We start from the raw sequence: 24,908 nt of genomic DNA, 5'->3' as shown, positions 1-24,908 counted from the left end.
GAAGATGCCCTTCCTGACAGCCGACGGCGGCCGTCGAGGGCTACTGCAGGCCGAGCTGGGCGTAGAGGGCGTCGGGTGCGCGCGTCGCGCCCGTCGGCGGCGACACGGCGACCGGGGCGCCGAAGTCGCTGTATCGCAGCGAGGCGCTCGGCGCCCCGCCCGACGCGGGGATCATGAACCTGATCAGCCGGCCCTGGGCGTCCAGCGAGGCGCTGAACGGGTGGTGCTTCATGGCCTCGGGGAAGTCCTGGCCTCGCGTGAGCCGGAAGCTGATGCCGTTGCCGCTACCGACCTTGCTGAGATCCATGGTGCCGTTGATCTCGGTTCCGCTGGTCACGGTCTTGTCGATTTCGGCCGTGACGATGGCGTTGAGCAGCCGGGCGGAACCGCCCGGATCGTTCTTGCCCGCGGCGAAGGTCAACTCGAAGCTCGCCGGAACCTTGGCCGGGTCGAGGCTCAGCCAGCCGTCGCCGACACCCTTGAGCTGCTCCGACTTCATGTACACGGCCTCGTCGACCATTCTGATCTCGGTGTCCTTGCCCGCGAACGAGATCAGGGCGTCGCCGCGCTTTCGCGGGTTGTCCCGGTGCGAGCGGGTGGTGACCTGCCCGCCGGAGATGTCGACATCGGTCCGGAAGCTGGTCTCGTCGATGAACTTCGTGCCCTTGCGCAGCAGGTCGACCACCGACGCGGTCGTCGCGGCGTCGGCGCTGACGACAGGGGCCGGCGAGGGTGCGACGCCCTCGTCGCCGGTGTTCCATCTGACGGAGCAGGCCATGGTCAGCAGTGCGCCGGTGAGCGCCCCGGCGATCAGCAAGCGTGATCTCATGGCCGGTGAAGGTAGCGCGCGGACGCCACTCGCGCTGACCCCCGGCCGCGCCCGTGACGGCGGCCACCGCGGGCGTTGCGGGCGGGGAGGGCGAGCTCAGCGATCCAGGTCGATCCAGTAACGGCGTACCCGGACGTGCCCGGCGTCGCGTACGCCTTCGAGCACGCCGCCCTGGCTCTCGATGGGCCGCCTCTGCCTCCGATTCGGCCCTTCTGTTCAGGGGAGTACGAGCGCAACGCGCCGGGCGATCCTCGGCGGCACCGGGACCCTTGACGGGTTGATCGGTCGACAGTGGGCGACTGCCCGCGGGGACGGAAACAGGGCAGTCCTGGTGATCTGTCCCACAAAGGAGTCGCGGCACCCGGACGGGTGCCGCGACTCGCGACTGCGGGCCGTGTCCGCGCTGCTCACCCCGGGAGACCACCGGTGGCGAGCAGCGACGGGATCAGCGTTCGCGCAGCTCCGCGGCCCGGTCGGGGGAGCCGAGGATGCACAGCAGCGAGCAGGCCGTCGCCGACGACGTGCCGGACGTGCTCGGTGGTGTGCCCTGCGGCGCGCCTGCCGCGCTGTAGTTGACGCTGGCCGTGTTGGTCAGCGGCAGCAGCAGCAGGAACGTCGAGCAGTGGATCTGCTTGCTCGCCCCGGCGGCCAGGGTGAACGTGCCGCCCGCGGTGACGCAGCCCGGCGCGACCGCGTCGTTCACGGTCACCCCCACCGCGTCGACCGGGCCGGTGTTGGTCACCGTGATCCGCCAGTACGCCGTGCCGAGGAGCCCGAGCAGCCCGGCCGGGCTGGTCTTGCCCCAGGGCCCGGCGCCGCCCGGCCCGCACCGCGAGGCGCGGGTGTCCTTGCAGATCTCCTTGTTGATCGAGATGTTCGGCTGGCAGGCCGCACCCGGGTTGACGGGCTGCTGCACGGTGTTGGAGGTCAGCGCGCCCCCGGCGTCGGTGCCGGTCGCGGTGTTGGACACGGAGTACACGCCGCAGTCGCTGCTCAGCTTGGTCTGGAAGCAGATCTGCGGCGGGTCGCCGTCGAAGCCGGCGACCAGGTGCGGCTCGTTGCCGCCGCCGAAGTCGTCGACGTTGAGCAGCCGCAGGCTGGCCTCGATGACCAGCGCCGGATGCGTGCTCGGCGAGATGCCGGACAGGTCGACGCTGCCATCGGGCGCGAACGGCAGGGTCGCGATCACCGTGTTGTCCGGCTTGCTGACGGTCGCGGCGGAGTTGGCCAGGTCGACGTTGGCGATGTCGATGTCGACCAGGTGCGCGTCCTGGTATCCGGTGATGTGCCCGGAGGCTCCGTCGCAGTAGAAGTCGGGCGCGGTCAGGTTGAGCGACGCGCCCGCGCGGAAGCACGGCGACGCGCCGGTGATCGGGTCGAGCGAGAACAGCAGACCCGCGTCACCGAGCCCGATGAGGCACTCGCCGGCCTCGTCGTAGTCGTAGCCGTAGTCACGGGTGTTGCCGCTGCCGCCGACACCCGGGTGGGTCTTCGGGAAGGTCATGCCGACGCAGGCCGCGCCGGTGTCCCAGTCCCAGCAGCCGGTCGCGCCGAGGATCGCTCCGCCCCAGAACGGGAAGTAGCTGCGCAGGTGCCCGTCCGGCCCGGTGATCACCTTCGGGTTGAAGGTCAGCACGCCGTTGGGCAGCGCCGGGAACGCGGGCGGGGTCAGGGTCGCGCCCGCGACCGTGTAGCAGTGCAGCTGGTACACGCCGCCGGCCGGCGGCACGCACACGCCCTCCTCGTCACCGGTGGTGGTGTACGTGGTGAACACGCCGTAGGTGATCAGGCCCGCCGGTCCGGCGGCCTTCGGCGCGGCCCAGCCCGTGCAGGCACTGTTGGTGGCCGGGTCGAAGCAGGCCAGCTTCGCGCCGCTGCTCGGCGAGGACGAGATGAAGACCTTCCCGTCGGCCAGCGTGGTGGAACCGAAGTAGTTCAGGCCACCGGGGCTGGTCGGGGTGTCGCTGTGGGGAGCGACGATCCCGGCGTACGGCTGCCCGGCGCACGGCGTCTGCGTGGCCATGGTCAGGCAGAGCACCGAGCCGTTGGTGGACGCGGCGTACACGTTGCCGCCGACCTCGGCGAGCCCGGCGATGTTGTTGCTGCTCGACGGCGAGCCGCCGGTGGGCGTGAGCGGGAAGAAACCGCAGTTGGCGCGGGCGTCCAGGTCGAGGCAGCCGACGCCGAGCGCGGCGCTGGTGTAGGCGGGGTAGTAGACCACGCCCGGCCGCTGCGGGTCGAAGACGAACTGCGGGGCCATCGGGCTGCCCAGGTCGCCGGTGCTGCCGGTGCCGAGCGGCCCGGCGGTGCTGTTCAGCGGTCGCGGCCACGGGCCGCCCGCGCAGGGCTGCGCGGTGAGCAGGTTGATGCAGACCACCTTCGGGAACTGCGGGGTGAGGTGGTGGTAGATGTTCCACGACTCGACCGCGCCGTTGGCCGACCGGTACAGCAGCGGGGTGAACCCGTCGCCGCCGGTCGCGGTGGTGGTGGGCTGCACCGGCGGCAGCAGCAGCCGGGTCAGGCTGGTGCCGCCGGGCTGCAGGTCGGGGTTGGTCGCACGCACCGCGACCACGCCGGACGCCGGCTCGGTGGTCGAGAACGTCGTCCCGTCCGTGGACCAGGCCTTCACCCAGTCCGGCGGCACCTTCAGCGAGCCGGGCACCAGGGCCTGGCCCGCGCTGATCGGGTCGGTGACCGTCACCGAGCCGCCCGCGCCGGGGTCGTCGTAGGACATCACCCAGTTGACGACGTCGCCGTGGTCGGCGGGATTCGAACCGGGATCGGTGACGTTCTGCACTGATTTGGCCAATGTGCCCGGTGCGAGCGGCGGCGGGTCGGCCGCCGCCACCACCGCCGGTGGCGCGAAGGTCAGGGCCAAAGCGGCGGCCAGGAGCAGGATGGGACGGGTACCGAGCTGTGTTCGTCGCACGGTGACGCCTCTCTCGACGGAGACCGTGGCGCAGGCGCGGGCGGTGGCCCGTCACGCTGCGCCAGATGATGGACGCCGACCGTAACCCGCTTAAATGTGTGGATTGATGAATGAGATCATGAATGGCCACGCTCTTCACCGTTTCGAGTGTCCTGTCCGGCGTGGCGTCCGCCGCCCACACGTGATCATTTGCGGGTACGCTGCGTGACGAGGAGGCGGCGATGGTGACTCGGGTGGCGATGTGGTCGGGGCCGCGCAACGTGTCGACGGCGCTCATGCGCAGCTTCGGCGCGCGGGCGGACACGCTGGTCGTGGACGAGCCGCTGTACGCGCACTACCTCGACGTCACCGGCCTGGACCACCCGGGCCGGGCCGAGATCCTGGCGAGCCAGCCCCGGCGCTGGCAGGACGTCGCCGCGGCGCTCACCGGCCCGCTGCCGTCCGGGATCGACGTGTACTACCAGAAGCACATGACCCACCACCTGCTGCCGGAGATCGGCCGCGAGTGGCTGGGCGAGCTGGCCAATGCGTACCTGATCCGCGACCCGGCGCACGTGGTGGCGTCGTACGCGAAGGTGCGCGGCGAGCCGACCCTGGCCGACCTAGGCTTCATCCAGCAGGCCGAGATCTTCCGCGCGTACGGCGGCCCGGTGGTCGACGCCGCCGACCTGCTCCGGGACCCGGCCGGGGTGCTGGCGAAACTGTGCGCGGCACTGGGCATCGCCTGGGACCCCGCGATGCTGACCTGGCCGTCCGGCCCGCGCGACACCGACGGCGTATGGGCGCCGCACTGGTACGCCAACGTCGAGTCCTCGACCGGCTTCGCCGCCTACGACCCGTCCCCGGCCGTGGTCCCCGACCGCCTGCGCCACCTGGTCGACGCCGCCCAGCCGTACTACGACGAGCTGCACGCCCACCGGCTGACCGCCGCGGCCTGAGCCGCCCGGCCGGCGCGTGACCGGCCGGGCGGGCGTGGGTCAGACGACCTGGGTGCCCGCGGCGCGCGCGTGCGTGCGGTAGATGTCGGCGATGCGCTTGGTGACCGGCCCGATCCCGCCGTCGCCGATGGTCCGCCCGTCGATCAGCGTCACGCCGGCGATCTCGCCCATGGTGCCGGTGCAGAACACCTCGTCGGCGGAGTGCATCTCGGCGAGCGAGATGTCGCGCACCTCGACGTCGATGCCCGCCTCGGCGGCCAGCGCGAGCACCGTCTCCCGGGTGACGCCCTCGGGGCAGGCGACGGTGCGCGGGGTCGCCAGCCGGCCGCGGATCACCGCGAACAGGTGCGTGGCGTTGGTCTCGGCGACGAAGCCGCGCCCGTCGAGCATCAGCGCGTCGTCGGCCCCGGCGAGGGTGGCCTCCATCTTCGCCAGGATCGAGTTGATCAGGTTGTTGTGGTGGATCTTCGGGTCGAGCACGTCCGCGCCAGGGCGGCGCACGCTGGAGGTGGCCAGCTTCAGGCCACCGGTGTCGTACACCGGGGCCTTGTGCTCGGCGAGCACGATCAGCGTGCAGCCGGACTGGTTGAGCCGCGGGTCCATGCCGCTGGTGACCTTCACGCCGCGGGTCAGGGTGAGCCGCACGTGCACGCCGTCGGTCATCTCGTTGGCGCGCAGCGTCTCGGTCAGCGCGGCGGTGATCTCGGCGTCGGAGGGCACGGCCGCGAAGCCGAGCGCGGCCGCCGAGCGGCGCAGCCGGGCCAGGTGGGCGTCGAGGGCGAAGACCCGGCCCTGGTAGAGCCGCAGGCCCTCCCATACCGCGTCGCCGCCCTGCACGACGGAGTCGAACGGGGAGATCCCCGGCTCGTCGCGGTGGCGCAGCACGCCGTTGACCCAGTACTTCAGGTCGGCGTTGCGCTGGTCGTAGCGCTGAAGCATGGCGGAACCCTCCCGGAGTCGACGCTCCAAGGAGATCATGTCCACCGGCCGGGGGTCGAGGGGACCCACCGCTTCGGCGGTGCCGTCGATCTGTGACGCATGACAACACCGTTCCGTCAAGATGTCGACAAAGGTCGATATTGGATTGCCGCCTGAGGCGAGCTGCTCGTAGCTTGCTGGCTACACACAGCAACGTCCAGGAGAGAGCTCTCGATGACCCAGCTCCAAGCCCCTCAGCTCGTCGTGAACAGCCGGATGCTCTACTTCGGCTGGGTGCCCGCCGACCCCGACGCGGTCGCGGCACTGGTCCCGGCGGGTTTGAAGCCCATGGCCAACCGCCAGGTCTTCATGAACCAGTACGTCGTCGACTCCCCGGAACAGACCTCCGGCTTCGGCGCGTACTCCCTCACCTATATCGGCCCCGACCTGGAGGACGCGTACGCGCCCGACGGCGTCACCCCGGGCCGCTGGTGGACCCACTACTTCAACTCCAGCCCGGTGGTGCGCGACTACGCCTCCGCCCGGGGCGTGCCGGCCAGTGCCGGCACCACCACCATCGAGATCCACGGTAAGAAGCTCACGGCGACGACCACCTCCGACGGCGTGCCCGTCATCCGCACCACGGTGCGGGTCGGCCACAAGCTCGGCGAGACCGCCCGCGGCCAGCTGCGCTACCTGACAGAGGTCGGCGGGGACTTCGTCGCGGGCAACTACCCGTTCATCTCCGAGCCCGTCGCCGACTTCGAGGTCGAGAAGCTGGAGTTCCTGGACAAGACCCATGCGGTGTACGCGCTGCGCCCGGCGAACCCGCTGGAGATCACCTGGGGCTTCTACGCCCCGCGGGCGTCCTTCGCCTACCCGGGCGGCGAGACCGTCCTGAGCTGACACCACCGGCGCTGCCGGCCCGCGCGCGATCGTCCGGGCCGGACAGCGACCGGTGCGGCCGGTAGCCTTCGCTCCGGGTTGAACGGGGGAGGGACGACCATGACCGGTGATTCGTATGCGGCCGAACCGTTGCGAGTGCGTGCCGACGCCGCCTTCTGGCGATACTGGGCGGCCTCGGCGACCAGCACTTTCGGAGCCGGGGTCACCACCGTGGCCCTGCCGCTGGTCGCGCTGACGGTGCTCGGTGCGTCCAATTTCGAGGTCGGCCTGCTCACGGCAGCCGGATACGCCGCGGTGGTCCTCATCGGGCTGCCCGCCGGCATCATCGTGCAGCGGTACGAGCTCAAGGCCCTGCAGGTCGCCATGGACACGTTCCGCGCGGTGGCGGTGCTGACGGTGCCGGTGGCGGCGTGGTTCGACGTTCTCACGCTGGCGCACCTGCTGGCCGTGACCTTCTTCGTCGGGCTGGCGAGCAATCTGTTCGACGTCGCCAACGCCACCTTCCTGCCGCGTATCGTGTCCCGCGAGGACCTCATCGCCCGCAACGGGCTGCTGTCGGGCACCTCCGCGACGACCCACCTGGCCGGCCCGGCCGCGGGCGGCCTGCTGGTGCAGGCCGCGGGAGCGGTCGCGGGGCTGGTCGTCGACGCGTTCACGTACGTGGTGTCGGCGGTGCTGCTGGCGGGCATCCCCTCGCCGGGCGCACCGGCCCGGCCCGCGCAGGCCGAACCCTTCTTCCGGCAGATCGCCGTGGGCATGCGCTTCGTCTTCCGCCACCCGGTCATGCGGCCCTCGTGCCTGGCCGCCACGGCCGTCAACCTCGCCAACGGGGCCGTGTTCGCCGCGACCCCGACGTTCCTGGTGCGCACGCTGGGCCTGCCGCCGTCGGCCGTCGGACTGGTGCTCGCGCTCGACGGGCTGGGCACCGTCGTCGGGGCGGCGCTGACGGCCCGGCTCGCCCGCAGACTCGGCGGGGCTCGTGCGGTGCTGCTCGCCGTGGTCGGTGCGGCAGTGCTCGCGCTCGCGATGCCGCTGGCCCGGGGCGGCTGGGCGCCGTACGTCTTCGGGTTCGGCCTGGCCGGGTTCGGCGCGGGCGTATGCGTGCTGTCCGTGGTCACCCGCACCCACCGGCAGACGGCGTCGCCGCCCGAGCTGCTGTCGCGGGTCATGGCGTCGGTGCGCTTCGTGTCGTGGAGCGCCATCCCGGTCGGCGCGCTGTGCGCGGGCACCGTCGCCGAGCTGGTCGAGCCGCGGGCCGGCCTGGCCGTCGGCTGCGCGGCCGCGTTCGCCGCCGTGGCGGTGGTGTGGTCCAGCCGCATCCGCCGCCTGCGCGAGATGACCGACGACGAGCCGGTGACGGCGGCCGCCTGACGGGCGCGGCCCCGATACCATCCGCGCATGAGCGGGCCGGTATTCATCAGTTTCAGCCGTGAACACGATGCGCCCTACGCCCGGCGACTGGCCGCCCACCTCGTCGCTTCCGGACTGTCCATCCTGTACGACACGCAACCGGTGACGGACAGTTGGTGGTCCACCTACACGCGGTCGCAGCTCGACAGCTGCTCGGCGGTGATCGTGGTGATGACGCCCGCCGCGCAGCGCGACGGCTGGGTGGCCCGTGAGGTCGAGCACGCCCGGCGGCTCGGCCGGCCGGTGCTGCCGCTGCTGCTGGAAGGCCTGCCCTGGCCGACGATGTCCGAGCAGGAGGACGTGACCGGAGGCGGCCTGCCCGGCGCGACCTTCGTCCAGCGGCTGCAAGCCGCGACCGGTGGAGCGCCGGCCGTGGTGGAGGCCCCGGGCAACTGGTTCGCCGTGCCGGTCCGGGGCGGTGTGACCGGGACCGCGGTCGGCATCGAGGTCGGCGGCGGGGCGTTCCTGCCGCTGATCGCGGCCGGAACGGTGGTGCCGTGCGCGTCCACCCAGCTGTTCACCACCGCCGACGACGGCCAGCCCGTCCTCAAGGTGCGGGTGTATCACGGAGACAGCCCGACCGTCGCCGGCAACAGGTCGCTCGGCGTCTACGAGCTGCAGTTGGAGCCCGCCCCGGCCGGGGTGCCGCAGATCGGTGTGACGTTGCGGGTGGAGCACGACGGGGCGTTCCGGCTCACCGCCGTACAGGCAGACGGGCGCGAGGTGTCGGTCCGCCTGTCGTGACGAGGGCCGTCACACCTCCAGAGTGCGCAGCTGCGCTGCCAGCACGGCCAGTCTGCGGCCGTACGCCTCGCCGTCGCGGCGGCCAAGCGGCGTGCGCTCCCAGATGTCGCGGTCGGCGTTCTCCCGGAAGTCCGTCTCCCAGTACAGCGTCCCGTCCGCCGCCCACTGCGAGTCCACGGCGAACCCGCCCGCCGCCGGTCCCAGCCCGTCGCTCACCCCGAACAGCGACTGCGCCAGCGCGGTGCGGTATTCGGTGCGGTGGTAGAGCTGCAGGAACGAGTCCTCGTCGCCGACCAGCGGCAGCAGCACCGGCATGGTCTCCTCGCGCAGCAGGCGGCTCTGCGGGTACTGCCAGGTGGCGCCGTGCCAGCGGGGGAACGCGTTGACGGTGTCGAAGTCGAGCACCCGGCAGTCGTGCAGCGCGTCCATCGCGGCGACCGGCCGGTGCCCGTTGCCGGCCCGGATCCGCCAGGTCGGCCGGCGTAGCAGCCGCAGCAGCACGTCGTCGTGGTAGGACGCGACCGCGGCCAGGCTCGCGGTCTTCAGCGCCAGCAGCGCCGGATAGTGCTGCAGCCCGGCCCAGCGCGGGTCCGGTTCGCCCTCGGGGCGGTGCCGGGCGCGCATGAGCTGCTCGATGACGCGTACCCACAGCGCGGTGTGCTGGCGGTCGCGGTCGAGGTAGACCCCGTGCGCGAGCAGCCGCATCAGCGTGTCGCAGCGGGCGCGCACGTCGTCGTGGACGCGCTGGGCGGCGGCCGGGTCCGGGGCCGAAGGTGTCGGCGGCGTGGTGCGCAGGTAGTCGCGCAGCCGCCGGATCTCGGTGTCGAACAGGTCGGCGACCTCGATGTGCTTGACCGGGTCGGGCAGCAGCCGCTTGAGCCGGGCCACCGCCATCGCCTTGGTCAGCGGCGGGTCGGCGAGGTCGTCGAGCGCTTCGAGCCGGTTGACCAGGTCGGGGAAGAACTGCTCGGCGGCGGCCCCGGTGATGACGTGGGCGCGGTGCTGCGCGACGAGGCGCTTGGCGATCTGGCCGAGCTCGCCGCGCGACGCCCAGAACAGCGGGTAGCGCCGGGACCGGGTGCCTTCGAGGGCGGCGACCAGGCCGTGGTCCCAGTCGCCCGACCAGCCGTTGACGATCAGGCCGTACTCGTCGAGCACGCGTTCCAGCAGCCGCTGCCACGGCGCGCGGTAGGCGCTCAGCTCCTCGACGGTGTTGAGCTGGTCGGTGCGGGCGTAGTCGCCGTGCAGCTTGATGACGGTGCAGCGGGCGTGCGGCAGCGGCTCCATGCCCTCGATCGCGGCGGGGCTCGCGATGACCTGCGGGAAGATGCCCTCGGCTTCGAGCGCCTGCTCGATGAGCCGGTCGAAGTTGGTGGTGACGATGACGCGCACCGCGCCGCGGGCGACCAGCGCCGCGATGGCGCGGTGGGCCGCGCCGGGGACCTTGATGCCCTGCTGCCGTTCCTCGGCGCTGGGCTCGAAGAAGGACGCCAGTAGCGCCCGCCGCGCGGCGGGGGTGCTGGCCAGCGACTCCAGCAGCGCGGAGTAGCCCAGCGGTGCGCCGTCGCCGTGTTTGGTCCACCACTGCTCGAGCTCGGCGTCGGTGGGCGCGGTCTCGCCCGCGGCCGCGGCGACCTTCGCGACCAGTGCGGTCACGACACCCCAGCCGGTGGGCACGCCGACCGCCGTGGACGTGCCGGAGCCGAGCAGCAGGGCATACACGCCGGGTTGCGCGTGCACTGCGGTGGCGAGGCTGATCCGGGCGTCGAAGACGGGGCGGCGGGTGGCGAGGAGGTCGTCCATGGCGGCAACCATAGACAGCCGTGGCGACGGAGGGGAGGGCGCGTCCGCGGGCCGACAGCGTTGCGCGGTCGCGTTCGGCGATGACATCCGTTCCCATGTTCATGTTGCAATGAATTCATGATTCGCTGTACCGTCAGCCTGCTGCGCGCGTCAGGGTCGCGGTTTTCCCTGCTGGGGCGCACGATGTCAGCATTCCGGGCACGAGGTGGACGACCATGCATGACGACCATGAGCACGGGCATGCCCACGACGGGCACGCGCACGGCGTGAGCCGGGACGCGGACCGGCGCTGGCTGGCGATCGCGCTGGCGGTCATCGCCGCGTTCATGGCGGTCGAGGTCGTCGTCGGCGTGCTCGCGCAGTCGCTGGCCCTGATCTCCGATGCCGCCCACATGCTCACCGACGCCGCCGCGATCGTGCTCGCGCTGGTCGCCATGCGTTTCGCCGCCCGGCCCGCCGGCGGGCGGTACACGTTCGGCCTGGCGCGGGCGGAGATCCTGTCCGCCGCGGCCAACGGGCTGAGCCTGCTGCTGCTCGCGGGCTGGCTGGGTTACGAGGCGATCGCCCGGCTGGCCGATCCGCCCGAGGTCACCGGGTGGATGGTCGTCGTGACCGGACTGCTCGGCCTGGCCGTCAACGTGCTGGCGGCCTGGGCGATCGGCAAGGCCAACCGGTCCAGCCTCAACGTCCAGGGCGCCTACCAGCACGTGCTGATGGACATGTTCGCCTCGGTCGCGGCGACGGCCGCGGGCCTGGTGGTGCTGCTGACCGGCTGGGCGCGCGCCGACGCGGTCGCCACGCTGGTCGTGGTCGTACTGATGATCAGGGGTGGCTGGGTGCTGCTGCGCGAGTCGGCCCGGGTGCTGCTCAACGCCGCGCCCGCCGGGGTGCGCCCCGAGGCGATCGGCGTGGACATGCTCGCCGCCGAGGGTGTCGTCGAGGTCCATGACCTGCACGTGTGGACGATCGACTCCGGGCAGGCGGCGCTGTCGGCCCACGTGCTGGTCGACGAGCCCGCCGACTGCCACCTGGTGCGGCGGGAGCTGGAGCGGGTGCTCGCGGCGTCGCACTCGATCACCCACACCACGCTGCAGGTCGACCACCAGGTCCGGGAGAGCGCCGACGGGCACTGCGAGTCCGCGCACGGCCAGGTGCACCGCCGCTGAGCCGTTTGTTCAGCGAACCGTGTACTATTTTTCCATGGACACGATCACCTCGCCGCCGGCCTACGGGCAGGTGCTGGCCCGCTTCGGGCACGCGCTGTCCGACCCGACCCGCGCCCGGCTGCTGCTCGCCCTGCGCGACGGCCCGGCCTACCCGGCGGAGCTGGCCGACCTGCTGGAGGTCAGCCGGCAGAACATGTCCAACCACCTCGCCTGCCTGCGCGGCTGCGGCCTGGTCGTCGCCGTGCCCGAAGGCCGCCGCTCGCGCTACGAGCTGTCCGACCCGCGCCTCGCGCACGCCCTGGGCGACCTGCTCGGCGTGGTGCTGGCCGTCGACCCGACCGCCTGCGCCGCCGCGGAGACGGAAGAGTGCTGCTGATGAGCGCGGGTCTGGAGCTGCCGCTCGCGCCCGCGCGCCGGTCCCGCCTCGTACGCCGGATCCGGCTGCTGGTCGCGGCCACGATCACCTACAACGTGGTGGAGGCGGTAGTCGCGATCACCGCCGGGCGTGCCGCCGGTTCGACCGCCCTCATCGGGTTCGGTCTGGACTCGGTCATCGAGGTGTCGTCGGCGCTGGCGGTGGCCTGGCAGTTCTCCGCCACCGACCATGAGCGCCGGGAACGGGTCGCGCTGCGGGTCATCGCGCTGTCGTTCTTCGCCCTGGCCGCCTACGTCACCGTCGAGGCGGGGCAGGCGCTGCTCGGCGGGCACCGCCCGGACCACTCGACGGTCGGCATCGTGCTGGCCGCGGCCTCGCTGGCGGTCATGCCCGCGCTGTCGTACGCCCAGCGGCGGGCAGGCGCCGAGCTGGGTTCCCGCAGCGCTGTCGCGGACTCCCAGCAGACCCTGCTGTGCACGTACCTGTCCGCGGTGGTGCTGCTCGGGCTGGCCGCCAACAGCCTGCTCGGCTGGTGGTGGGCCGACCCGGTCGCCGCCCTGGCCATCGCCGCCGTCGCGGTCAAGGAGGGGGTCGGCGCGTGGCGCGGCGACACCTGCTGCGCGACCGTGCCCTCGACCGGCGGGCGTGGGAGCGCCTGCGCCGACGGCTGCTGCGGCGACTGAAACTTCGGCCGCCGGCTGCCGCCGCCGCCCGCCGCCCCTTACACTGAGATCGCCTCGCTGTACGCGTCTGAAGACCGTGCGGCGGGGCTCTCGTTTGTACGGAAAGCGCGAACCTCCTGCACACGGCGCTCCGGGCGGGTAATCGTAGGGGAGCAGGGTCGACGAGGCCGGGCGGGAGCGCGCGCTCCGCCCGGACCGGCGGCCGTGGGCAGACGAGGCACCTTCGGGAGGCGCGACCATGAACACCGCCGCAGAGCAGCACCGGCCGCCCGCGGCCGCGTACGCCCAGGCGGCCGAGACGGCAGGCCGCGCTCCCTCGATCCACAACACCCAGCCGTGGCACTGGCAGGTCCACCCCGACCGGCTCGACCTGTTCGCCGACACCTCCCGGGCGCTGCCCGGCACCGACCCCGACGAGCGCATGATGCTGGTGAGCTGCGGCGCCGCGCTGCACCACGCCCAGGTCGCGCTGGTGGCACAGGGCCACACGGTCGAGACGCGCACGCTGCCCGACCCCGCCCAGCCGCATCACCTGGCCACTCTCGTCATCAGCGGGGACGCCCCGGTGACCGCCGAGGCCGTACGCCTCGTGCAGGCCCTGCAGCTGCGGCACACCGACCGCCGCCCGACCGTGGACACGCCGGTCTCCCCGGAGCAGGTCGACGAGCTGCGCCGGATCGCCGGGGAGTACGGCGTGCACCTGCACCGGTTCACGCCGGAGCAGGTCAGCGAACTCGCCGTGGCGGTGTCGCGGGCCGAGGACGCCGCGGCGGGCGAACCCGTGCTGCGGGCGGAGACCGCCGCCTGGACCGGACCCGGCCGTCCCGCCGGCGCGGGCGTGCCGCCGGAGTTCATCCCCGACAAGCGTCCCGAGACCGACGTGGGCGAGCGCGACTTCACCGCGCGGGGCGCGCTGCCCGTCGGCGGCGGCCACGACAAGTCCTCGACCTACGTGGTGCTGTTCGGCGGCGAGGACGACCGCGACGCCTGGCTGCGCGCGGGGCAGGCGCTGTCCGCGGTGTGGCTGCACGCTACCGGGCAGGGGCTGGCGGTGCTGCCGTACAGCCAGGTCATCGAGATCGACGGCAGCCGCGCGATGATGCGCCGCATCCTGTCGAACCTGGGGTACGCGTACATCGTGCTGCGGCTCGGCGTCGCCGACCCGGACCACCCGCTGCCCGGCCACACGCCCCGGCTGCCCTTCGACACCACCGCCACCGTCGACCCCGAGTAGCGTCAGGTCACGAACACCGTGAACGCCGCCCGGTGCACCTGGCCGGCGACCTTGAACTCCAGGTACAGGCGCTGCTCGCCGCGGTTGGCGAACTCGACGTGGAAGGCGAGCGTCGCGTCGGGGGCGTGGGCGGCCGCGTGCGCGTGGGTCAGCCCGAGGGTGCGCACCTCGAACGCCGACAGGTGCGCCATCGCGCCCAGGTGGGGTTCGAGCACGGGTGGTCCGGTGGTCGAACTGACCTTGATGCGCAGCAGCTCGCCCCGTCCGGCGCGCAGGTGGGCGACCCCGTCCAGCCGGGTCAGGGTGAAGCCGTCCGCGGTGGCGGTCGCGGCGGGGGCGGGCAGCGGGGCGAGCGCGGTGTCGCCGGTGATGAGGAAGGGCAGGCCGAGCACCGTCGGGTGGCCGAGGACGTCCTTGCCGCGGGGGACGAACTCGGCGTAGAACCGGTACGCGCCGCCGTCGGTGACGTCGACCGTCGTGGTCCACGTGTCGTCGGCGAGTTCGGGGTGCAGATGGCGGTAGCCGCTGGCGTCGTCGCGCACCAGGTACAGGTGCAGCTGCTTGGTCTGGATCGTCTCGTAGGAGCGCAGTGGCCGCCCGTCCGGGCCGAGGATGCGGAACGCGACCGGGATCGCCTTGCCGCGCTTGGCCGGCATGGTCACCGGCTGGATGAGGTAGCCGTCGTGGCTGTCGGACAGCCCGTCGCTGTGCATGAACGGGGTGGGCGACGGCGACGCGACCGGCGCGGCCCCGGACGGGGCGGCGGCGGGCAGCTCGTTGAGCACGTACCCGATGGTGATCGCACCGGCGGTGATCAGCACCAGGTAGGGCAGCAGCCGACGCCATTTACCGACAGTCACAGCAGGTCCCTCCCCGGGGAGTGATGGGAAGGGCACCTTCTACAACGCGGAGCGTTGTGAAGGTGCCCTTCCTTTCTTAGCTACGGGTGATGGTGACGTCGTCGACGCCGGCTTCGAGCAGGCTGGCGGTGGAGAGGTCGGCGGTCTGGATCAGGATCTGGACGGATTGGCCGGCGTACGCCGACAGGTCCCAGCTGCCGGCCGTCCACGCGCCGTTGCGGTTGGACGCCGCCCCGGCCTGGTTGAACAGCTGGGTGGTGCCGCCGGAGTGGACGACCGAGATCCGGAAGTAGTCGGTGCTGGAGGAGTTGCTGCCGTGGGCCAGGTACCAGGACAGGTTGAGTCTCAGCACGCCGCTGCCGGGCAGGGTGACCGACGGTGAGCGCACGCTGGTGACGCCGCCGTCGACGTCGTGGTCGCCCGCTGCCGAGCCGGCCAGGCGGCCGGTGACCAGGTCGTTCACGCCGCTGACGGTGGTGCCGAGCTGCTTGGCGCCGCTGGAGGTGGTGGCCGCGGGGTCGCCGCGCTCCCAGACGCCGAGGGTGGCGGTGTCGGTGCCGGAGGGGTTGACGGTCCAGCCGGTGGCGGTCTCGAAGGTGTCGCTCCACACGGTGGTGGGCGGCACGCCCGGGTTGTGCTTGACCAGGACCAGGCCCTGTTCGATGCCGCTGATGGCGATGGTGCCGCTGGCGAAGAACGGGTACACGTTCCACGCGCCGTTGAAGCCGGTGTTGTTCGAGGCGGGGTAGATGTCGAAGTACGCGATCTCGCTCAGCGCGTTGGAGGCGATGCCGGTGATGTCGAGGATGCGCAGGCCGGCCCGGTAGCTGGCCTGGTAGGCCTTGTTCCCGATGATGTACAGGTTGTGGTCGGTCGCCTGGATCGTCGGCGACACGTGCACGCCGGTGTTGACCGGGGCGTTGAGGTCGGACACGTTCCAGATGAACGTCTTGGTGCCCGGCAGGTCCGAGTCGGTCTCGTCGTCCATCAGCAGCCGGGCGTGGTCCTCGGTCAGCCAGCCCCGGTGGGTGTACCCGACGCCGACGTACCCGGTGCGCGACAGCTGGACCGGCGCGGCCTTGTTGGTCACGTCCACGATGGTCAGCGTGTCCACGTTGTAGTTGAAGCAGATCTCGTGGTTCGTGTACGTGGTGTCCGGCCCGTGGTAGACCACGCACTGGTTCTCGTGCACGTAGCCGTCGTTGCTGACGCAGCCCGCGTTGACCGGGACCTTCGGGTTCGACACGTTGACCATGTGCACGCCGCCGCTGCAGGTGTTGGTGCCGACGGCGTAGATGAAGCCGGTCTGCTCGTTGACCGACAGCGTGTGCGAGTTGCCGAAGCCGGTGTAGCGGGCGTCGGCGGCGAACGTCTGTGGCGTGGTGACGGTGCGCAGCCGGGTGAGGTCGAAGACCTGCATGCCGTGCGAGCTGATCGAGTCCGCGCCGATGTAGGCGTGGTTGGCGTACACCTTGATGTCGCGCCAGGAGCTGGAGGTGCCGTTGTACGATGGCAGGTTGCCCAGGTAGACGGGCGCGGTCGGCACGCTGACGTCGACGAAGGACGCACCGGTGGACCGGCCGAAGATGATGTACTCCTTGCCGGTCGCGGTGTCGGTCCAGCCCCACATGCTGTTGCCGTTGCCGCCGCCGATCGAGCCCAGCGGCAGCACGCTGAGCAGGTCGACGTTGCTGCACGGGTACGTCCCGGCGAAGCCGCCGACGCACGGGGTCGCGGCGAGCGCGGCCGCCTCGGCGCGTACCGGCGCCTCGTAGTCCTGCATGATGCGCCGCACTTCCTCGCGGCCTTCGGCGCTGTTCGGGTCGTGTGCCCAGGCCGAACCGGCGGCCAGTGTCAGTGCCAGTACTCCCGCTACGAGCCCAGCTGTTCGCAAGGTCTTTCGCATGGCGCGGTCTCTCCCCTCGACGGTGCAGTCATCGTCACATGCGAATGTTTCGAGGGCAATGACAGTGTGAACGGCCGGTGGCGCAGTGCCACCGGCCGTTCCTGGAAGCGGGGTCGTCAGCTGATCGTGCCGGTGACCGAGCCGCTGGTCGCCTTGGTGACGTAGTAGGTGACGGTCGCGCCGCTCCAGAAGTGGAACGTCAGCGTCACCCGGGAGCCCGCGTTGACCTCCGCGAAGAACTCGGGCTTCAGTGTGATCGTGCCGGCCGCGTAGTTCGGCGCGAACGTCACGTCGAACTCCTTGAACGACGTCCAGTTGTGCGGGCCGGCGAAGGTGCCGTCGGCGTACTTGGCCTCCATGGTGGCGAGCTGGTCGCCGCGGAACTGCGTCGGCACCGCGAACGACGACGTCGTGCCGGTCGCGTTGGACACGATCGGCGGGTCGTTGGTGACGATGTCGATCCGCCACGGCACGCCCTGGGAGAACCTGGCGTGCAGGGTCGCGTTGACGCCGTACGCCCGGCTGCCGGTCAGGCGGGTCAGCGCGGAGGCGGTGAGCGTCAGCGTGCTGCCCGACACGGTGTAGTCGGTGCCGCTGACCAGGTCGGTGGTGCCCTGGCGCAGGCCCTGGAAGGTGGTGCCGTTGAGGTTCAGGGCCAGCGTCTTGGCGGTGATCGCGCTCGCCTTCGGCACGAACACCTGATCCGCGTACGCGGTGCCGGAGCGCGTCGTCCAGCTCGACTTGATCTGGGCGAACAGCTCCGGGTCGCTCCACGCGAGCGAGGTGCGGCCCAGGTGCTGGCCGTTGTCCCAGAGCATCGTGGTGAGCTGCTTTGACCGGGCGTAGTAGCCGAGGTACTCGAAGAACTTCAGCTTCTCGCCCTGCTGGATGGTGCCGGTGTGCCGGTCGAAGCCGAGCAGGCCGTACTCGCCGATGATCACCGGGATGTTCCGGGCGACGAACGCGTTGTAGACGCGGTCGAACTGCCCGACCAGGTCGGCCTGGGTGGTGGCGTCGAACCGGGTGCCGCCCGCGACGTTCACGCTGAACGGCCAGTAGCCGTAGAAGTGCACGGTGGCGATCAGGTTCGGGTCGTTGAGCTGGGTGAAGGTGCTGGTCAGCTCGTCGATGCGGGCCTGGTCGGCCGAGGTGTGCAGGGTCGGCAGGACCAGCAGCCGGGTGGCGTTGCCGCCGCCGGACTGGCGCACGATGCGGTGGAACGACGTGTTCAGCTCGTTGAGCAGCTGCGCGTTCTGCGCGTCGCCGGAGCTGCCGGTGAACTGCGGCTCGTTGACGCTCTCGAAGGTCAGCTTCGCCGACGAGTCACGGAACGCGGCCGCCAGCTGCGTCCAGAGCGCGTTGTACCGGTTGAGCACGTTGGTGCGGTCGCCCGGCATGTTGGCGATCCACTGCCACGAGTCGTGGTGAATGTTGATCATCACGTAGAAGCCGTCGGCCAGCGCCCAGTTCACCACCTCCTTGACACGGGCCAGCCACGCGGCGTCGATGGTGTAGTTCGGCGCGGCGCCGTGGTGCTGGCCCCAGGTCACCGGGATGCGGATGCTCTTGAAACCCTGCGCCTTGACCGTGTCCAGCAGCGCCTCGGTGACCCGCGGGTTGCCCCACGAGGTCTCGTCGGCGCCAGTGGCGTCGAAGGAGTTGCCGAGGTTCCAGCCGGGCTGCATGGCGGCCACGGCGGCCATCGCGCTGACGGCCGGCGGCCCGGACGGCGAGGGCGAGGCCGACGGCGAGACCGACGGCGACGGGGAGGTGCTGCGCGACGGGGTCGGGCTCGACGGCGGCGGGGTGCTGCCGCCGACGCTGCCGGTGCAGGCGACACCGTTGAGCGTGAACGAGGTCGGCGCGGTGTTCGCGCCCGACCAGGAGCCGTTGAAGCCGAACGCGACGGTGCCGTTGGTGGCGATCGTGCCGTTGTAGCCGACGTTGGTCGCGGTGACCTGGCTGCCGGACGAGGTGACGTTGGCGTTCCACGCCTGGGTGACCTGCTGCCCGGCCGGGAACGTCCAGACCAGCGACCAGCCGTTGACCGGGTCGCCGAGGTTGGTGACCTCGACGTTGGCGGTGAAGCCGCCCGGCCACTGGCTCGGGGCGGAGTAGGCGACGCGGCATCCCGAGGCCGCGTACGCGTTGGCCGTCGCGACCATGCCGAGACCCGTCACCACGGCGGCGCTCGCCACCGCGGCCAGACCTGCCCGCCATCGTCTCCTGCGTGCGGTGCTCGATTGATCAGTCATGATGCTCCTAAGTCGTGGGCGCGACCGGATGCGGCGCACGGCGAAGCCGCCGGGACACCGCCGATGATCAATGGACATTAGTTTTGACGATAAACTTTGTCAATCGGCGTGGAGCGATGCGGTGCTTTCCGTGCGCATCGGGCACGCACACCCCCTGTGCGACGCGCCGGGCGTCGTATGCGCGACGATCACTCACACATAGCTGGTTGCGGATGTGTGGCGCGCGTAATGTCCTGGGGCGGGTGGTGTGACGCCTCGGTAACGGCGGGTTCCTACCGTCGGAAGGCATCACGGGGCGTCGCCCGGGTGCCTTCGCCGACACGTGGAGGAACAGGCATGGCGTCCACTGACCGTGCTGGGACGTCCCAGATCAGGACAGTGTGCTCGTACTGCGGCGTCGGCTGCGGGATGATCCTGCACATCGGGCAGGACCCCGGCGGCGAGCGCCGCGTGCTCAAGGTCTCCGGCGACCGCGAGCACCCCGCCAACCGGGGCAGGCTGTGCACCAAGGGCGCGACCAGCGCCGAGATGCTGGCCGCGCCGGGCCGGCTGGCCGCGGCGCGGGTGCGCCCGGCGCGCGGGGCCGAGCCGGTGGACGCCACCGTCGACGAGGCGATCAGCCGCACGGCGCAGGGGCTGCGCCGGATCATCGACGAGCACGGCCCGGACGCCGTGGCGCTGTACGTGTCCGGCCAGCTCACGCTGGAGGCGCAGTATCTGGCGAACAAGCTGGCCAAGGGGTTCATCGGCACCAACCAGATCGAGTCGAACTCGCGGCTGTGCATGGCCAGCGCCGGCACCGGCTACAAGCTGTCGCTGGGCGCGGACGGCCCGCCCGGCTCCTACGACGACTTCGACCACGCCGACCTGTTCTTCGTCATCGGCTCGAACATGGCCGACTGCCACCCGATCCTGTTCCTGCGGATGATGGACCGGGTCAAGGCCGGCGCGAAGCTGATCGTCGTCGACCCGCGCCGCACCGCCACGGCCGACAAGGCCGACCTGTTCCTGCAGATCGCCCCGGGCACCGATCTGGCCCTGCTCAACGGCCTGCTGCACCTGCTGGTCGAGGCCGGTGACGTCGACGAGCGTTTCATCGCCGAGCAGACCGAGGGCTGGGCGGCGATGCCGGAGTTCCTGGCCGACTACCCGCCCGCCGAGGTCGCCCGGATCACCGGCCTGGCCGAGGCGGACATCCGCGCCGCCGCGGCGCTGATCGGCGCGGCGGGGGAGTGGATGAGCTGCTGGACGATGGGCCTCAACCAGAGCACCCACGGCACCTGGAACACCAACGCGCTGTGCAACCTGCACCTGGCGACCGGCGCGATCGGCCGCCGGGGCAGCGGGCCGTTCTCGCTGACCGGCCAGCCGAACGCGATGGGCGGCCGGGAGATGGGCTACATGGGGCCGGGCCTGCCGGGGCAGCGTTCGGTGCTGGTCGCGGCCGACCGCGAGTTCACCGAGCAGCAGTGGGGCCTGCCGGCGGGCACCCTGCGCACGGAGGTCGGCAAGGGCACCGTGGAGATGTTCGAGCGGATGGCCGACGGGCAGATCAAGGCGTGCTGGATCATGTGCACGAACCCGGTCGCGTCGGTCGGCAACCGGCGCACGGTCATCGCGGGCCTGGAGGCCGCTGAGCTGGTCATCACCCAGGACGCGTATGCCGAGACGGAGACCAACGCGTACGCCGATGTGGTGCTGCCCGCGGCGACCTGGTCGGAGACCGACGGCATCATGATCAATTCGGAGCGCAACCTGACCCTGGTGTCCGCGGCCGTGTCGCCGCCGGGCCAGGCGCTGCCGGACTGGCAGCTCATCGCCCGGGTCGCCGCCGAGATGGGGTACGCCGACGCGTTCGACTACGGCAGCGCCGAGGAGGTGTTCGCCGAGCTGCGCCGGTTCGCCAACCCGCAGACCGGATACGACCTGAGCGGCGTCACATACGAGCGGCTCCGGCAGACCCCGGTGCAGTGGCCCGCCGCCCCGGACGGCCCGGCCCGCAACCCGGTGCGCTATCTGGACGGACAGCCGGCTGAAGGGCGGGAAAGGCCGCGGTTGAGGTTCCCGACGGCGAGCGGACGGGCGGTGTTCCACCCGCGCCCGCACCTGCCCGCGGCGGAGCTACCCGACGACGACTACCCGTTCGTGCTCAACACCGGCCGGCTGCAGCACCAGTGGCACACCATGACCAAGACCGGCAAGGTCGCCAAGCTCGGCAAGCTCAACCCGGCGCCGTTCGTCGAGCTGCACCCGGCCGACGCCGCCGACCTCGGCGTGCACGACGGAGACCTGGTCGAGGTCGCCTCCCGGCGGGGCCGGGCCGTGCTCCCCGCGGTGGTCACCGAGCGGGTCCTGCCCGGCAGCTGCTTCGCGCCGTTCCACTGGAACGACCTGTACGGCGAGTACCTGAGCGTCAACGCCGTGACCAGCGACGCGGTCGACCCGCTCTCGTTCCAGCCGGAGCTGAAGGTCTGCGCGGTCGCGCTGACGAAGGTGGCCGCCCCGGCCGTGCCGGAGACGGCGGAGGGGCCGCACGGAGACGTGGTCGACGTGGTGACCGCGCCGCTGCCCGACGCCGCCGCGGGTTCGCTGCTGGCCGCCGACGATCTCGCTCCGCCGGTGTTCAGCCGAGCACAGCGGCGTTACCTGGCCGGGTTCCTGTCCGGCGTCGACACCGCGCCCGCGGCGGCGGCCTCGGTGCCGTGCCTGCCGAGCGACGCGCCGTTCGACCCCGATCAGGCCCTGTGGCTCAACGGCTTCCTGGCGGGCAGGTTCTCCCGCATCTCGCTGCCCACATCACTGCAGGCCGGGCCGGAGCGGGCGCGGCCTGCCGCGCGGGACGTGCAGGTGCTGTGGGCGTCGCAGACCGGCAACGCCGAAGGGTTCGCGACGACGGTCGCGCAGCGGCTGGCCGAGGCGGGCTGGCAGGCGCGGCTGCGCGGGATGGACGGCCCGGTCCCGGACCTGTCGGCCGGCGACGCGCCACTACTGGTGATCACCAGTACGTTCGGCGACGGCGACGCCCCGGACAACGGGACCGGTTTCTGGGACTTCCTGGAGCGGCCCGACGCGCCCAGGCTCGACGGCCGCCGGTACGCGGTGCTGGGGTTCGGCGATTCGTCCTATGCCGAGTTCTGCGGCCACGGCCGCCGCCTGGACGGCCGGCTGAGCGAGCTGGGCGGGGTGCGCCTGGCCGAGCGTGTCGACTGCGAGCCCGACTACGACGCCGCCGCGCTGGCGTGGCTCGACCGGGTCGTCACGGCGCTGACCGCCGTCCCTGAACCGGGTGACAATCCGGCACCGCCCGTCGGGCCGCCATCGCCCGTCGCCCAGGCGGCGACCGTCATGCAGCCACTGGCCGCCGCCCCGGTGCGGTCGGTCGACCCGGCACCGGGCAGTCGCGCGGCCGTTCGCCGGGGCGGGCGCGGAGCAAGCCGTCCCGGCACGACCGCGACGACCGGCCCGGCCGTCGCCCGCGCCGAGGTCGCGGTCGGGGTGCTGCACGCCCCGCCGAGCAGGTCCAAGCCGCTCACGGCCCTGCTGGCCGGCAACCGGCTGCTCAGCCTGGCCGGCTCGGCCAAGGAGGTGCGCCGGTTCACCTTCGACACGAGCGCGGGCTCGCTGGACTACGAGGCCGGCGACGCGCTCGGGGTGTGGCCGACCAACTGCGCCGACCTGGTCACCGAGTGGCTGGCGGTGACCGGGCTGCACCCGGACCAGGTCGTCGACGTGGGCGGGCCGGTGCCGCTGGCCGAGGCGCTGCTGCGGCGGCTCGACATCACCCGGGTCACCCCCGGGCTGCTGCGCTTCGTCGCCGAGCGCACCCACGACGCCCACCTGAAGACCCTGCTGCGCCCCGACAACAAGGGCGAGCTGGCGAAGTGGACGTGGGACCGGCAGGCCGTCGACGTCGTGGCCGGGCACGCCGTGCGGGCCGCGGCGGCGGACTGGGTCGCGGTCCTGCCGCGCCTGCAGCCCCGGCTCTATTCGATCTCGTCGTCGCCGCTGCTCGACCCGCGCCGGGTGAGCCTCACCGTGTCGGTGGTGCGCTTCGGCAACCACCGCGGCCAGGCCCGCAAGGGCGTCTGCTCGTCCTACCTGGCCGATGCCGCACCGGACACGCCGGTGCCGGTGTTCCTGCAGCGTACGCCGCATTTCCGGCCCCCGGCCGACCCGGCCACACCCATGATCATGGTGGGTCCGGGCACCGGCGTCGCCCCGTTCACGGCGTTCCTGCAGCAGCGGCGCGCGGCGGGCGCGCGTGGCCGCAACTGGCTGTTCTTCGGCGAGCAGCGCCGGGCCACCGACTTCTACTACGCCGACGAGCTGGCCGAACTCGTCGAGGACGGCGTGCTCACCCGGCTCGACCTGGCGTTCTCGCGCGATCAGCGGAGCAAGGTGTACGTGCAGGACCGCATGCGCGAGCACGGCGCGCAGCTGTGGGCGTGGCTGCAGGAGGGCGCGCACTTCTACGTGTGCGGTGACGCCGGCCGGATGGCCAAGGACGTCGACGCGGCGCTCCGGGAGATCGCCGAGCAGCACGGCCGCCTGGATCCGGCGGCGGCGACGGCGTACGTCAAGCAGCTGTCGGCCGACCGGCGGTACCTGCGGGACGTGTACTGACCGGGCGGTCGCACCGAACCGGGCCCTGGTGGCGCACACGCTGGGGATGATCCGGGAGAATGGCACCGTGTCCATGCGTGATCTTCTGCGAGGACTGCCGGTCTTCGCCCGTCCGCTGCCCGCCTTCGACCCGGCCGCCGCCGGGTCCGACCCCGCCGACCTGCTGGCCGCCTGGCTGCAGGAGGCCATCACGGCCGGGGTGTCCGAGCCGCACGCGATGACCCTGGCCACCGCCGGGCCCGACGGCCTGCCCGACCTGCGGGTGCTCATCCTCAAGGACCTCGACGCCGAGGGCCTGTACTTCGCCACCGAGTCGATCAGCGCCAAGGGCGCCCAGCTCGGTGTCAACCCGCAGGCCGCGCTCGGGTTCTACTGGCGCGAGCAGGGCCGGCAGATCCGCGTCCGCGGGCCGGTGCAGCCCGCGGTGCCCGAGGTCAGCGCCCAGGACTTCCTGGCCAGGCCGATCGGATCGCGCACCGCGAGCCTGATCGGGCGGCAGAGCACCGTGCTGCACGACCCCGCCGACCTCGCCGCGGAGCTGGCCGCCGCGCAGGCCCGGCTGGAGGCCGACCCGGAGCTGGTCGCCGAGCACCACACGGTGTACCTGCTCAAGCCGATGAGCGTGGAGTTCTGGCAGGCCGACACCGAGCGGCGGCACATCCGGCTGCGCTACCGCCGCACCGCCGACGGCTGGCGCACCGAACGCCTGTGGCCGTGACCAGGCCGGGCCGGATGCGATGTCGTTTTCCCGCCAGCCTGCCGCCGGGTCCCGGTGACATGATCGGCTGAGGCGAGGACGGAGGCAGGACCATGACCGCACGGCACACCCGGATCGGCACGGGGCTCGGCGAGCTGACGGCGGTCGCCGACGGCGACACGCTGATCGGGCTGTACTTCCCGGGGCACTGGTACCCGCCGAAGCCGGAGGCGATCGGCCCGTACGTCGAGCCGGCCGGTGATCCGCTGTTCACCAGGACGGCCGAGGAGCTGGCCGAGTACCTCGCCGGTCGGCGTACCACGTTCGACGTGCCCGTCGCGCTGCACGGCGACGCCTTCCAGCAGCGGGTGTGGGCGCTGCTGCGCGAGATCCCGCACGGGCGGACCACGACGTACGGCACGCTCGCCGCCCAGCTGGGCAACCCGGCCCTGGCCCAGCGGGTGGGGCAGGCCGTCGGCCGCAACCCGGTCTCGGTGATCGTGCCCTGTCACCGGGTCGTCGGCAGCGACGGCAGCCTCACCGGATTCGCCGGCGGCCTGCGGCGCAAGCAGTTCCTGCTCGAACTGGAGGAGCCGGCCGAGGTCAAGGCGGGCAGACTGTTCTGACCTCC

Annotated in this window: 18 protein-coding genes; 11 read left to right on the top strand and 7 right to left on the bottom strand. The window is 72.0% G+C overall.

Annotation, left to right across the window (positions count from 1 at the left end; all coding sequences use genetic code 11):
• Positions 1 to 40: 40 nt before the first annotated feature.
• Together Cco03nite_RS12970 and Cco03nite_RS12965 are read right to left on the bottom strand one after the other, a co-directional pair.
• On the bottom strand, positions 41 to 829 hold the full coding sequence (locus tag Cco03nite_RS12970; RefSeq protein ID WP_203692294.1) for a hypothetical protein: 789 nt from the start codon (positions 827 to 829) through the stop codon (positions 41 to 43).
• Positions 830 to 1,274: 445 nt separating this feature from the next.
• Positions 1,275 to 3,758 carry a DUF7617 domain-containing protein gene (locus Cco03nite_RS12965; RefSeq protein ID WP_203692293.1) on the bottom strand — a complete coding sequence of 828 codons (2,484 nt, stop codon included), beginning with the start codon at positions 3,756 to 3,758 and terminating at the stop codon, positions 1,275 to 1,277.
• Positions 3,759 to 3,979: 221 nt separating this feature from the next.
• Here Cco03nite_RS12965 and Cco03nite_RS12960 point away from each other — a divergent pair, with 221 nt between their 5' ends.
• Complete coding sequence (locus tag Cco03nite_RS12960; protein WP_203692292.1) at positions 3,980 to 4,696, top strand: sulfotransferase-like domain-containing protein; 717 nt, start codon at positions 3,980 to 3,982, stop codon at positions 4,694 to 4,696.
• A 39-nt stretch (positions 4,697 to 4,735) separates the two neighbouring features.
• On the opposite strand, the gene Cco03nite_RS12955 is transcribed toward Cco03nite_RS12960, so the two are convergent.
• A complete protein-coding gene (locus Cco03nite_RS12955) occupies positions 4,736 to 5,635 on the bottom strand; it encodes an aminotransferase class IV (RefSeq protein WP_203692291.1) in 900 nt (299 codons plus the stop codon).
• A 213-nt stretch (positions 5,636 to 5,848) separates the two neighbouring features.
• Here Cco03nite_RS12955 and Cco03nite_RS12950 point away from each other — a divergent pair, with 213 nt between their 5' ends.
• The 3 genes from Cco03nite_RS12950 (at position 5,849) to Cco03nite_RS12940 (ending at position 8,674) form a co-directional block, all read left to right on the top strand.
• Complete coding sequence (locus Cco03nite_RS12950; protein WP_203692290.1) at positions 5,849 to 6,520, top strand: acetoacetate decarboxylase family protein; 672 nt, start codon at positions 5,849 to 5,851, stop codon at positions 6,518 to 6,520.
• 99 nt (positions 6,521 to 6,619) lie between these two features.
• Positions 6,620 to 7,891, top strand: a complete 1,272-nt coding sequence (locus Cco03nite_RS12945; RefSeq protein ID WP_203692289.1) for an MFS transporter — start codon at positions 6,620 to 6,622, stop codon at positions 7,889 to 7,891.
• A 27-nt stretch (positions 7,892 to 7,918) separates the two neighbouring features.
• Positions 7,919 to 8,674: a toll/interleukin-1 receptor domain-containing protein gene (locus Cco03nite_RS12940; protein ID WP_203692288.1), complete on the top strand. Its 756-nt coding sequence runs from the start codon at positions 7,919 to 7,921 to the stop codon at positions 8,672 to 8,674.
• Between the two features lie 9 nt (positions 8,675 to 8,683).
• On the opposite strand, the gene Cco03nite_RS12935 is transcribed toward Cco03nite_RS12940, so the two are convergent.
• On the bottom strand, positions 8,684 to 10,477 hold the full coding sequence (locus Cco03nite_RS12935) for an SIR2 family protein (protein ID WP_203692287.1): 1,794 nt from the start codon (positions 10,475 to 10,477) through the stop codon (positions 8,684 to 8,686).
• A gap of 215 nt (positions 10,478 to 10,692) precedes the next feature.
• Between Cco03nite_RS12935 and Cco03nite_RS12930 the strand changes: the two genes are divergently transcribed.
• The 4 genes from Cco03nite_RS12930 (at position 10,693) to Cco03nite_RS12915 (ending at position 13,936) form a co-directional block, all read left to right on the top strand.
• Positions 10,693 to 11,643 carry a cation diffusion facilitator family transporter gene (locus Cco03nite_RS12930; RefSeq protein WP_203692286.1) on the top strand — a complete coding sequence of 317 codons (951 nt, stop codon included), beginning with the start codon at positions 10,693 to 10,695 and terminating at the stop codon, positions 11,641 to 11,643.
• Between the two features lie 34 nt (positions 11,644 to 11,677).
• Complete coding sequence (locus tag Cco03nite_RS12925) at positions 11,678 to 12,019, top strand: ArsR/SmtB family transcription factor (RefSeq protein ID WP_203692285.1); 342 nt, start codon at positions 11,678 to 11,680, stop codon at positions 12,017 to 12,019.
• Positions 12,019 to 12,702, top strand: coding sequence for a cation efflux transmembrane domain-containing protein (locus Cco03nite_RS12920; protein WP_203692284.1), 684 nt, complete (start codon positions 12,019 to 12,021; stop codon positions 12,700 to 12,702). The genes Cco03nite_RS12925 and Cco03nite_RS12920 overlap by 1 nt, the downstream gene beginning before the upstream one ends.
• A 238-nt stretch (positions 12,703 to 12,940) precedes the next feature.
• Positions 12,941 to 13,936, top strand: a complete 996-nt coding sequence (locus Cco03nite_RS12915) for an Acg family FMN-binding oxidoreductase (protein ID WP_203692283.1) — start codon at positions 12,941 to 12,943, stop codon at positions 13,934 to 13,936.
• Positions 13,937 to 13,938: 2 nt separating this feature from the next.
• Here Cco03nite_RS12915 and Cco03nite_RS12910 read toward each other — a convergent pair whose 3' ends face one another.
• The 3 genes from Cco03nite_RS12910 to Cco03nite_RS12900 form a co-directional block, all read right to left on the bottom strand.
• Entirely contained in the window at positions 13,939 to 14,796 is an 858-nt protein-coding gene (locus Cco03nite_RS12910; protein ID WP_239167335.1) for a DUF8832 domain-containing protein, read from the bottom strand.
• 76 nt (positions 14,797 to 14,872) lie between these two features.
• Positions 14,873 to 16,702, bottom strand: a complete 1,830-nt coding sequence (locus Cco03nite_RS12905; RefSeq protein WP_203692282.1) for a choice-of-anchor B family protein — start codon at positions 16,700 to 16,702, stop codon at positions 14,873 to 14,875.
• A gap of 116 nt (positions 16,703 to 16,818) precedes the next feature.
• Positions 16,819 to 18,957 (bottom strand): cellulase family glycosylhydrolase, encoded by a 2,139-nt coding sequence (locus Cco03nite_RS12900; RefSeq protein ID WP_203692281.1) that lies wholly within the window; start codon positions 18,955 to 18,957, stop codon positions 16,819 to 16,821.
• Between the two features lie 336 nt (positions 18,958 to 19,293).
• On the opposite strand from Cco03nite_RS12900, the gene Cco03nite_RS12895 reads away from it, so the two are divergent.
• The 3 genes from Cco03nite_RS12895 (at position 19,294) to Cco03nite_RS12880 (ending at position 24,903) form a co-directional block, all read left to right on the top strand.
• Positions 19,294 to 23,580 (top strand): bifunctional nitrate reductase/sulfite reductase flavoprotein subunit alpha, encoded by a 4,287-nt coding sequence (locus Cco03nite_RS12895; protein WP_239167334.1) that lies wholly within the window; start codon positions 19,294 to 19,296, stop codon positions 23,578 to 23,580.
• 73 nt (positions 23,581 to 23,653) lie between these two features.
• Positions 23,654 to 24,298, top strand: coding sequence for a pyridoxine/pyridoxamine 5'-phosphate oxidase (locus Cco03nite_RS12885; RefSeq protein ID WP_203692280.1), 645 nt, complete (start codon positions 23,654 to 23,656; stop codon positions 24,296 to 24,298).
• Between the two features lie 92 nt (positions 24,299 to 24,390).
• Entirely contained in the window at positions 24,391 to 24,903 is a 513-nt protein-coding gene (locus tag Cco03nite_RS12880) for a methylated-DNA--[protein]-cysteine S-methyltransferase (RefSeq protein WP_203692279.1), read from the top strand.
• Positions 24,904 to 24,908 lie beyond the last annotated feature (5 nt).

The organism is Catellatospora coxensis (assembly GCF_016862635.1).
GTDB lineage: Bacteria > Actinomycetota > Actinomycetes > Mycobacteriales > Micromonosporaceae > Catellatospora > Catellatospora coxensis.
This window is presented reverse-complemented; position numbering and strand designations above follow the sequence as displayed.

What these genes read in the sequence shown, in the direction of transcription:
- Cco03nite_RS12925 (WP_203692285.1), top strand. Translation starts at nt 11,678, where the DNA reads ATGGACACGATCACCTCGCCGCCGGCCTACGGGCAGGTGCTGGCCCGC.
- Cco03nite_RS12940 (WP_203692288.1), top strand. Translation starts at nt 7,919, where the DNA reads ATGAGCGGGCCGGTATTCATCAGTTTCAGCCGTGAACACGATGCGCCC.
- Cco03nite_RS12955 (WP_203692291.1), bottom strand. Translation starts at nt 5,635, where the DNA reads ATGCTTCAGCGCTACGACCAGCGCAACGCCGACCTGAAGTACTGGGTC.
- Cco03nite_RS12915 (WP_203692283.1), top strand. Translation starts at nt 12,941, where the DNA reads ATGAACACCGCCGCAGAGCAGCACCGGCCGCCCGCGGCCGCGTACGCC.
- Cco03nite_RS12905 (WP_203692282.1), bottom strand. Translation starts at nt 16,702, where the DNA reads ATGCGAAAGACCTTGCGAACAGCTGGGCTCGTAGCGGGAGTACTGGCA.
- Cco03nite_RS12895 (WP_239167334.1), top strand. Translation starts at nt 19,294, where the DNA reads ATGGCGTCCACTGACCGTGCTGGGACGTCCCAGATCAGGACAGTGTGC.
- Cco03nite_RS12935 (WP_203692287.1), bottom strand. Translation starts at nt 10,477, where the DNA reads ATGGACGACCTCCTCGCCACCCGCCGCCCCGTCTTCGACGCCCGGATC.
- Cco03nite_RS12930 (WP_203692286.1), top strand. Translation starts at nt 10,693, where the DNA reads ATGCATGACGACCATGAGCACGGGCATGCCCACGACGGGCACGCGCAC.
- Cco03nite_RS12880 (WP_203692279.1), top strand. Translation starts at nt 24,391, where the DNA reads ATGACCGCACGGCACACCCGGATCGGCACGGGGCTCGGCGAGCTGACG.
- Cco03nite_RS12900 (WP_203692281.1), bottom strand. Translation starts at nt 18,957, where the DNA reads ATGACTGATCAATCGAGCACCGCACGCAGGAGACGATGGCGGGCAGGT.
- Cco03nite_RS12920 (WP_203692284.1), top strand. Translation starts at nt 12,019, where the DNA reads ATGAGCGCGGGTCTGGAGCTGCCGCTCGCGCCCGCGCGCCGGTCCCGC.
- Cco03nite_RS12960 (WP_203692292.1), top strand. Translation starts at nt 3,980, where the DNA reads ATGGTGACTCGGGTGGCGATGTGGTCGGGGCCGCGCAACGTGTCGACG.
- Cco03nite_RS12970 (WP_203692294.1), bottom strand. Translation starts at nt 829, where the DNA reads ATGAGATCACGCTTGCTGATCGCCGGGGCGCTCACCGGCGCACTGCTG.
- Cco03nite_RS12945 (WP_203692289.1), top strand. Translation starts at nt 6,620, where the DNA reads ATGACCGGTGATTCGTATGCGGCCGAACCGTTGCGAGTGCGTGCCGAC.
- Cco03nite_RS12885 (WP_203692280.1), top strand. Translation starts at nt 23,654, where the DNA reads ATGCGTGATCTTCTGCGAGGACTGCCGGTCTTCGCCCGTCCGCTGCCC.
- Cco03nite_RS12950 (WP_203692290.1), top strand. Translation starts at nt 5,849, where the DNA reads ATGACCCAGCTCCAAGCCCCTCAGCTCGTCGTGAACAGCCGGATGCTC.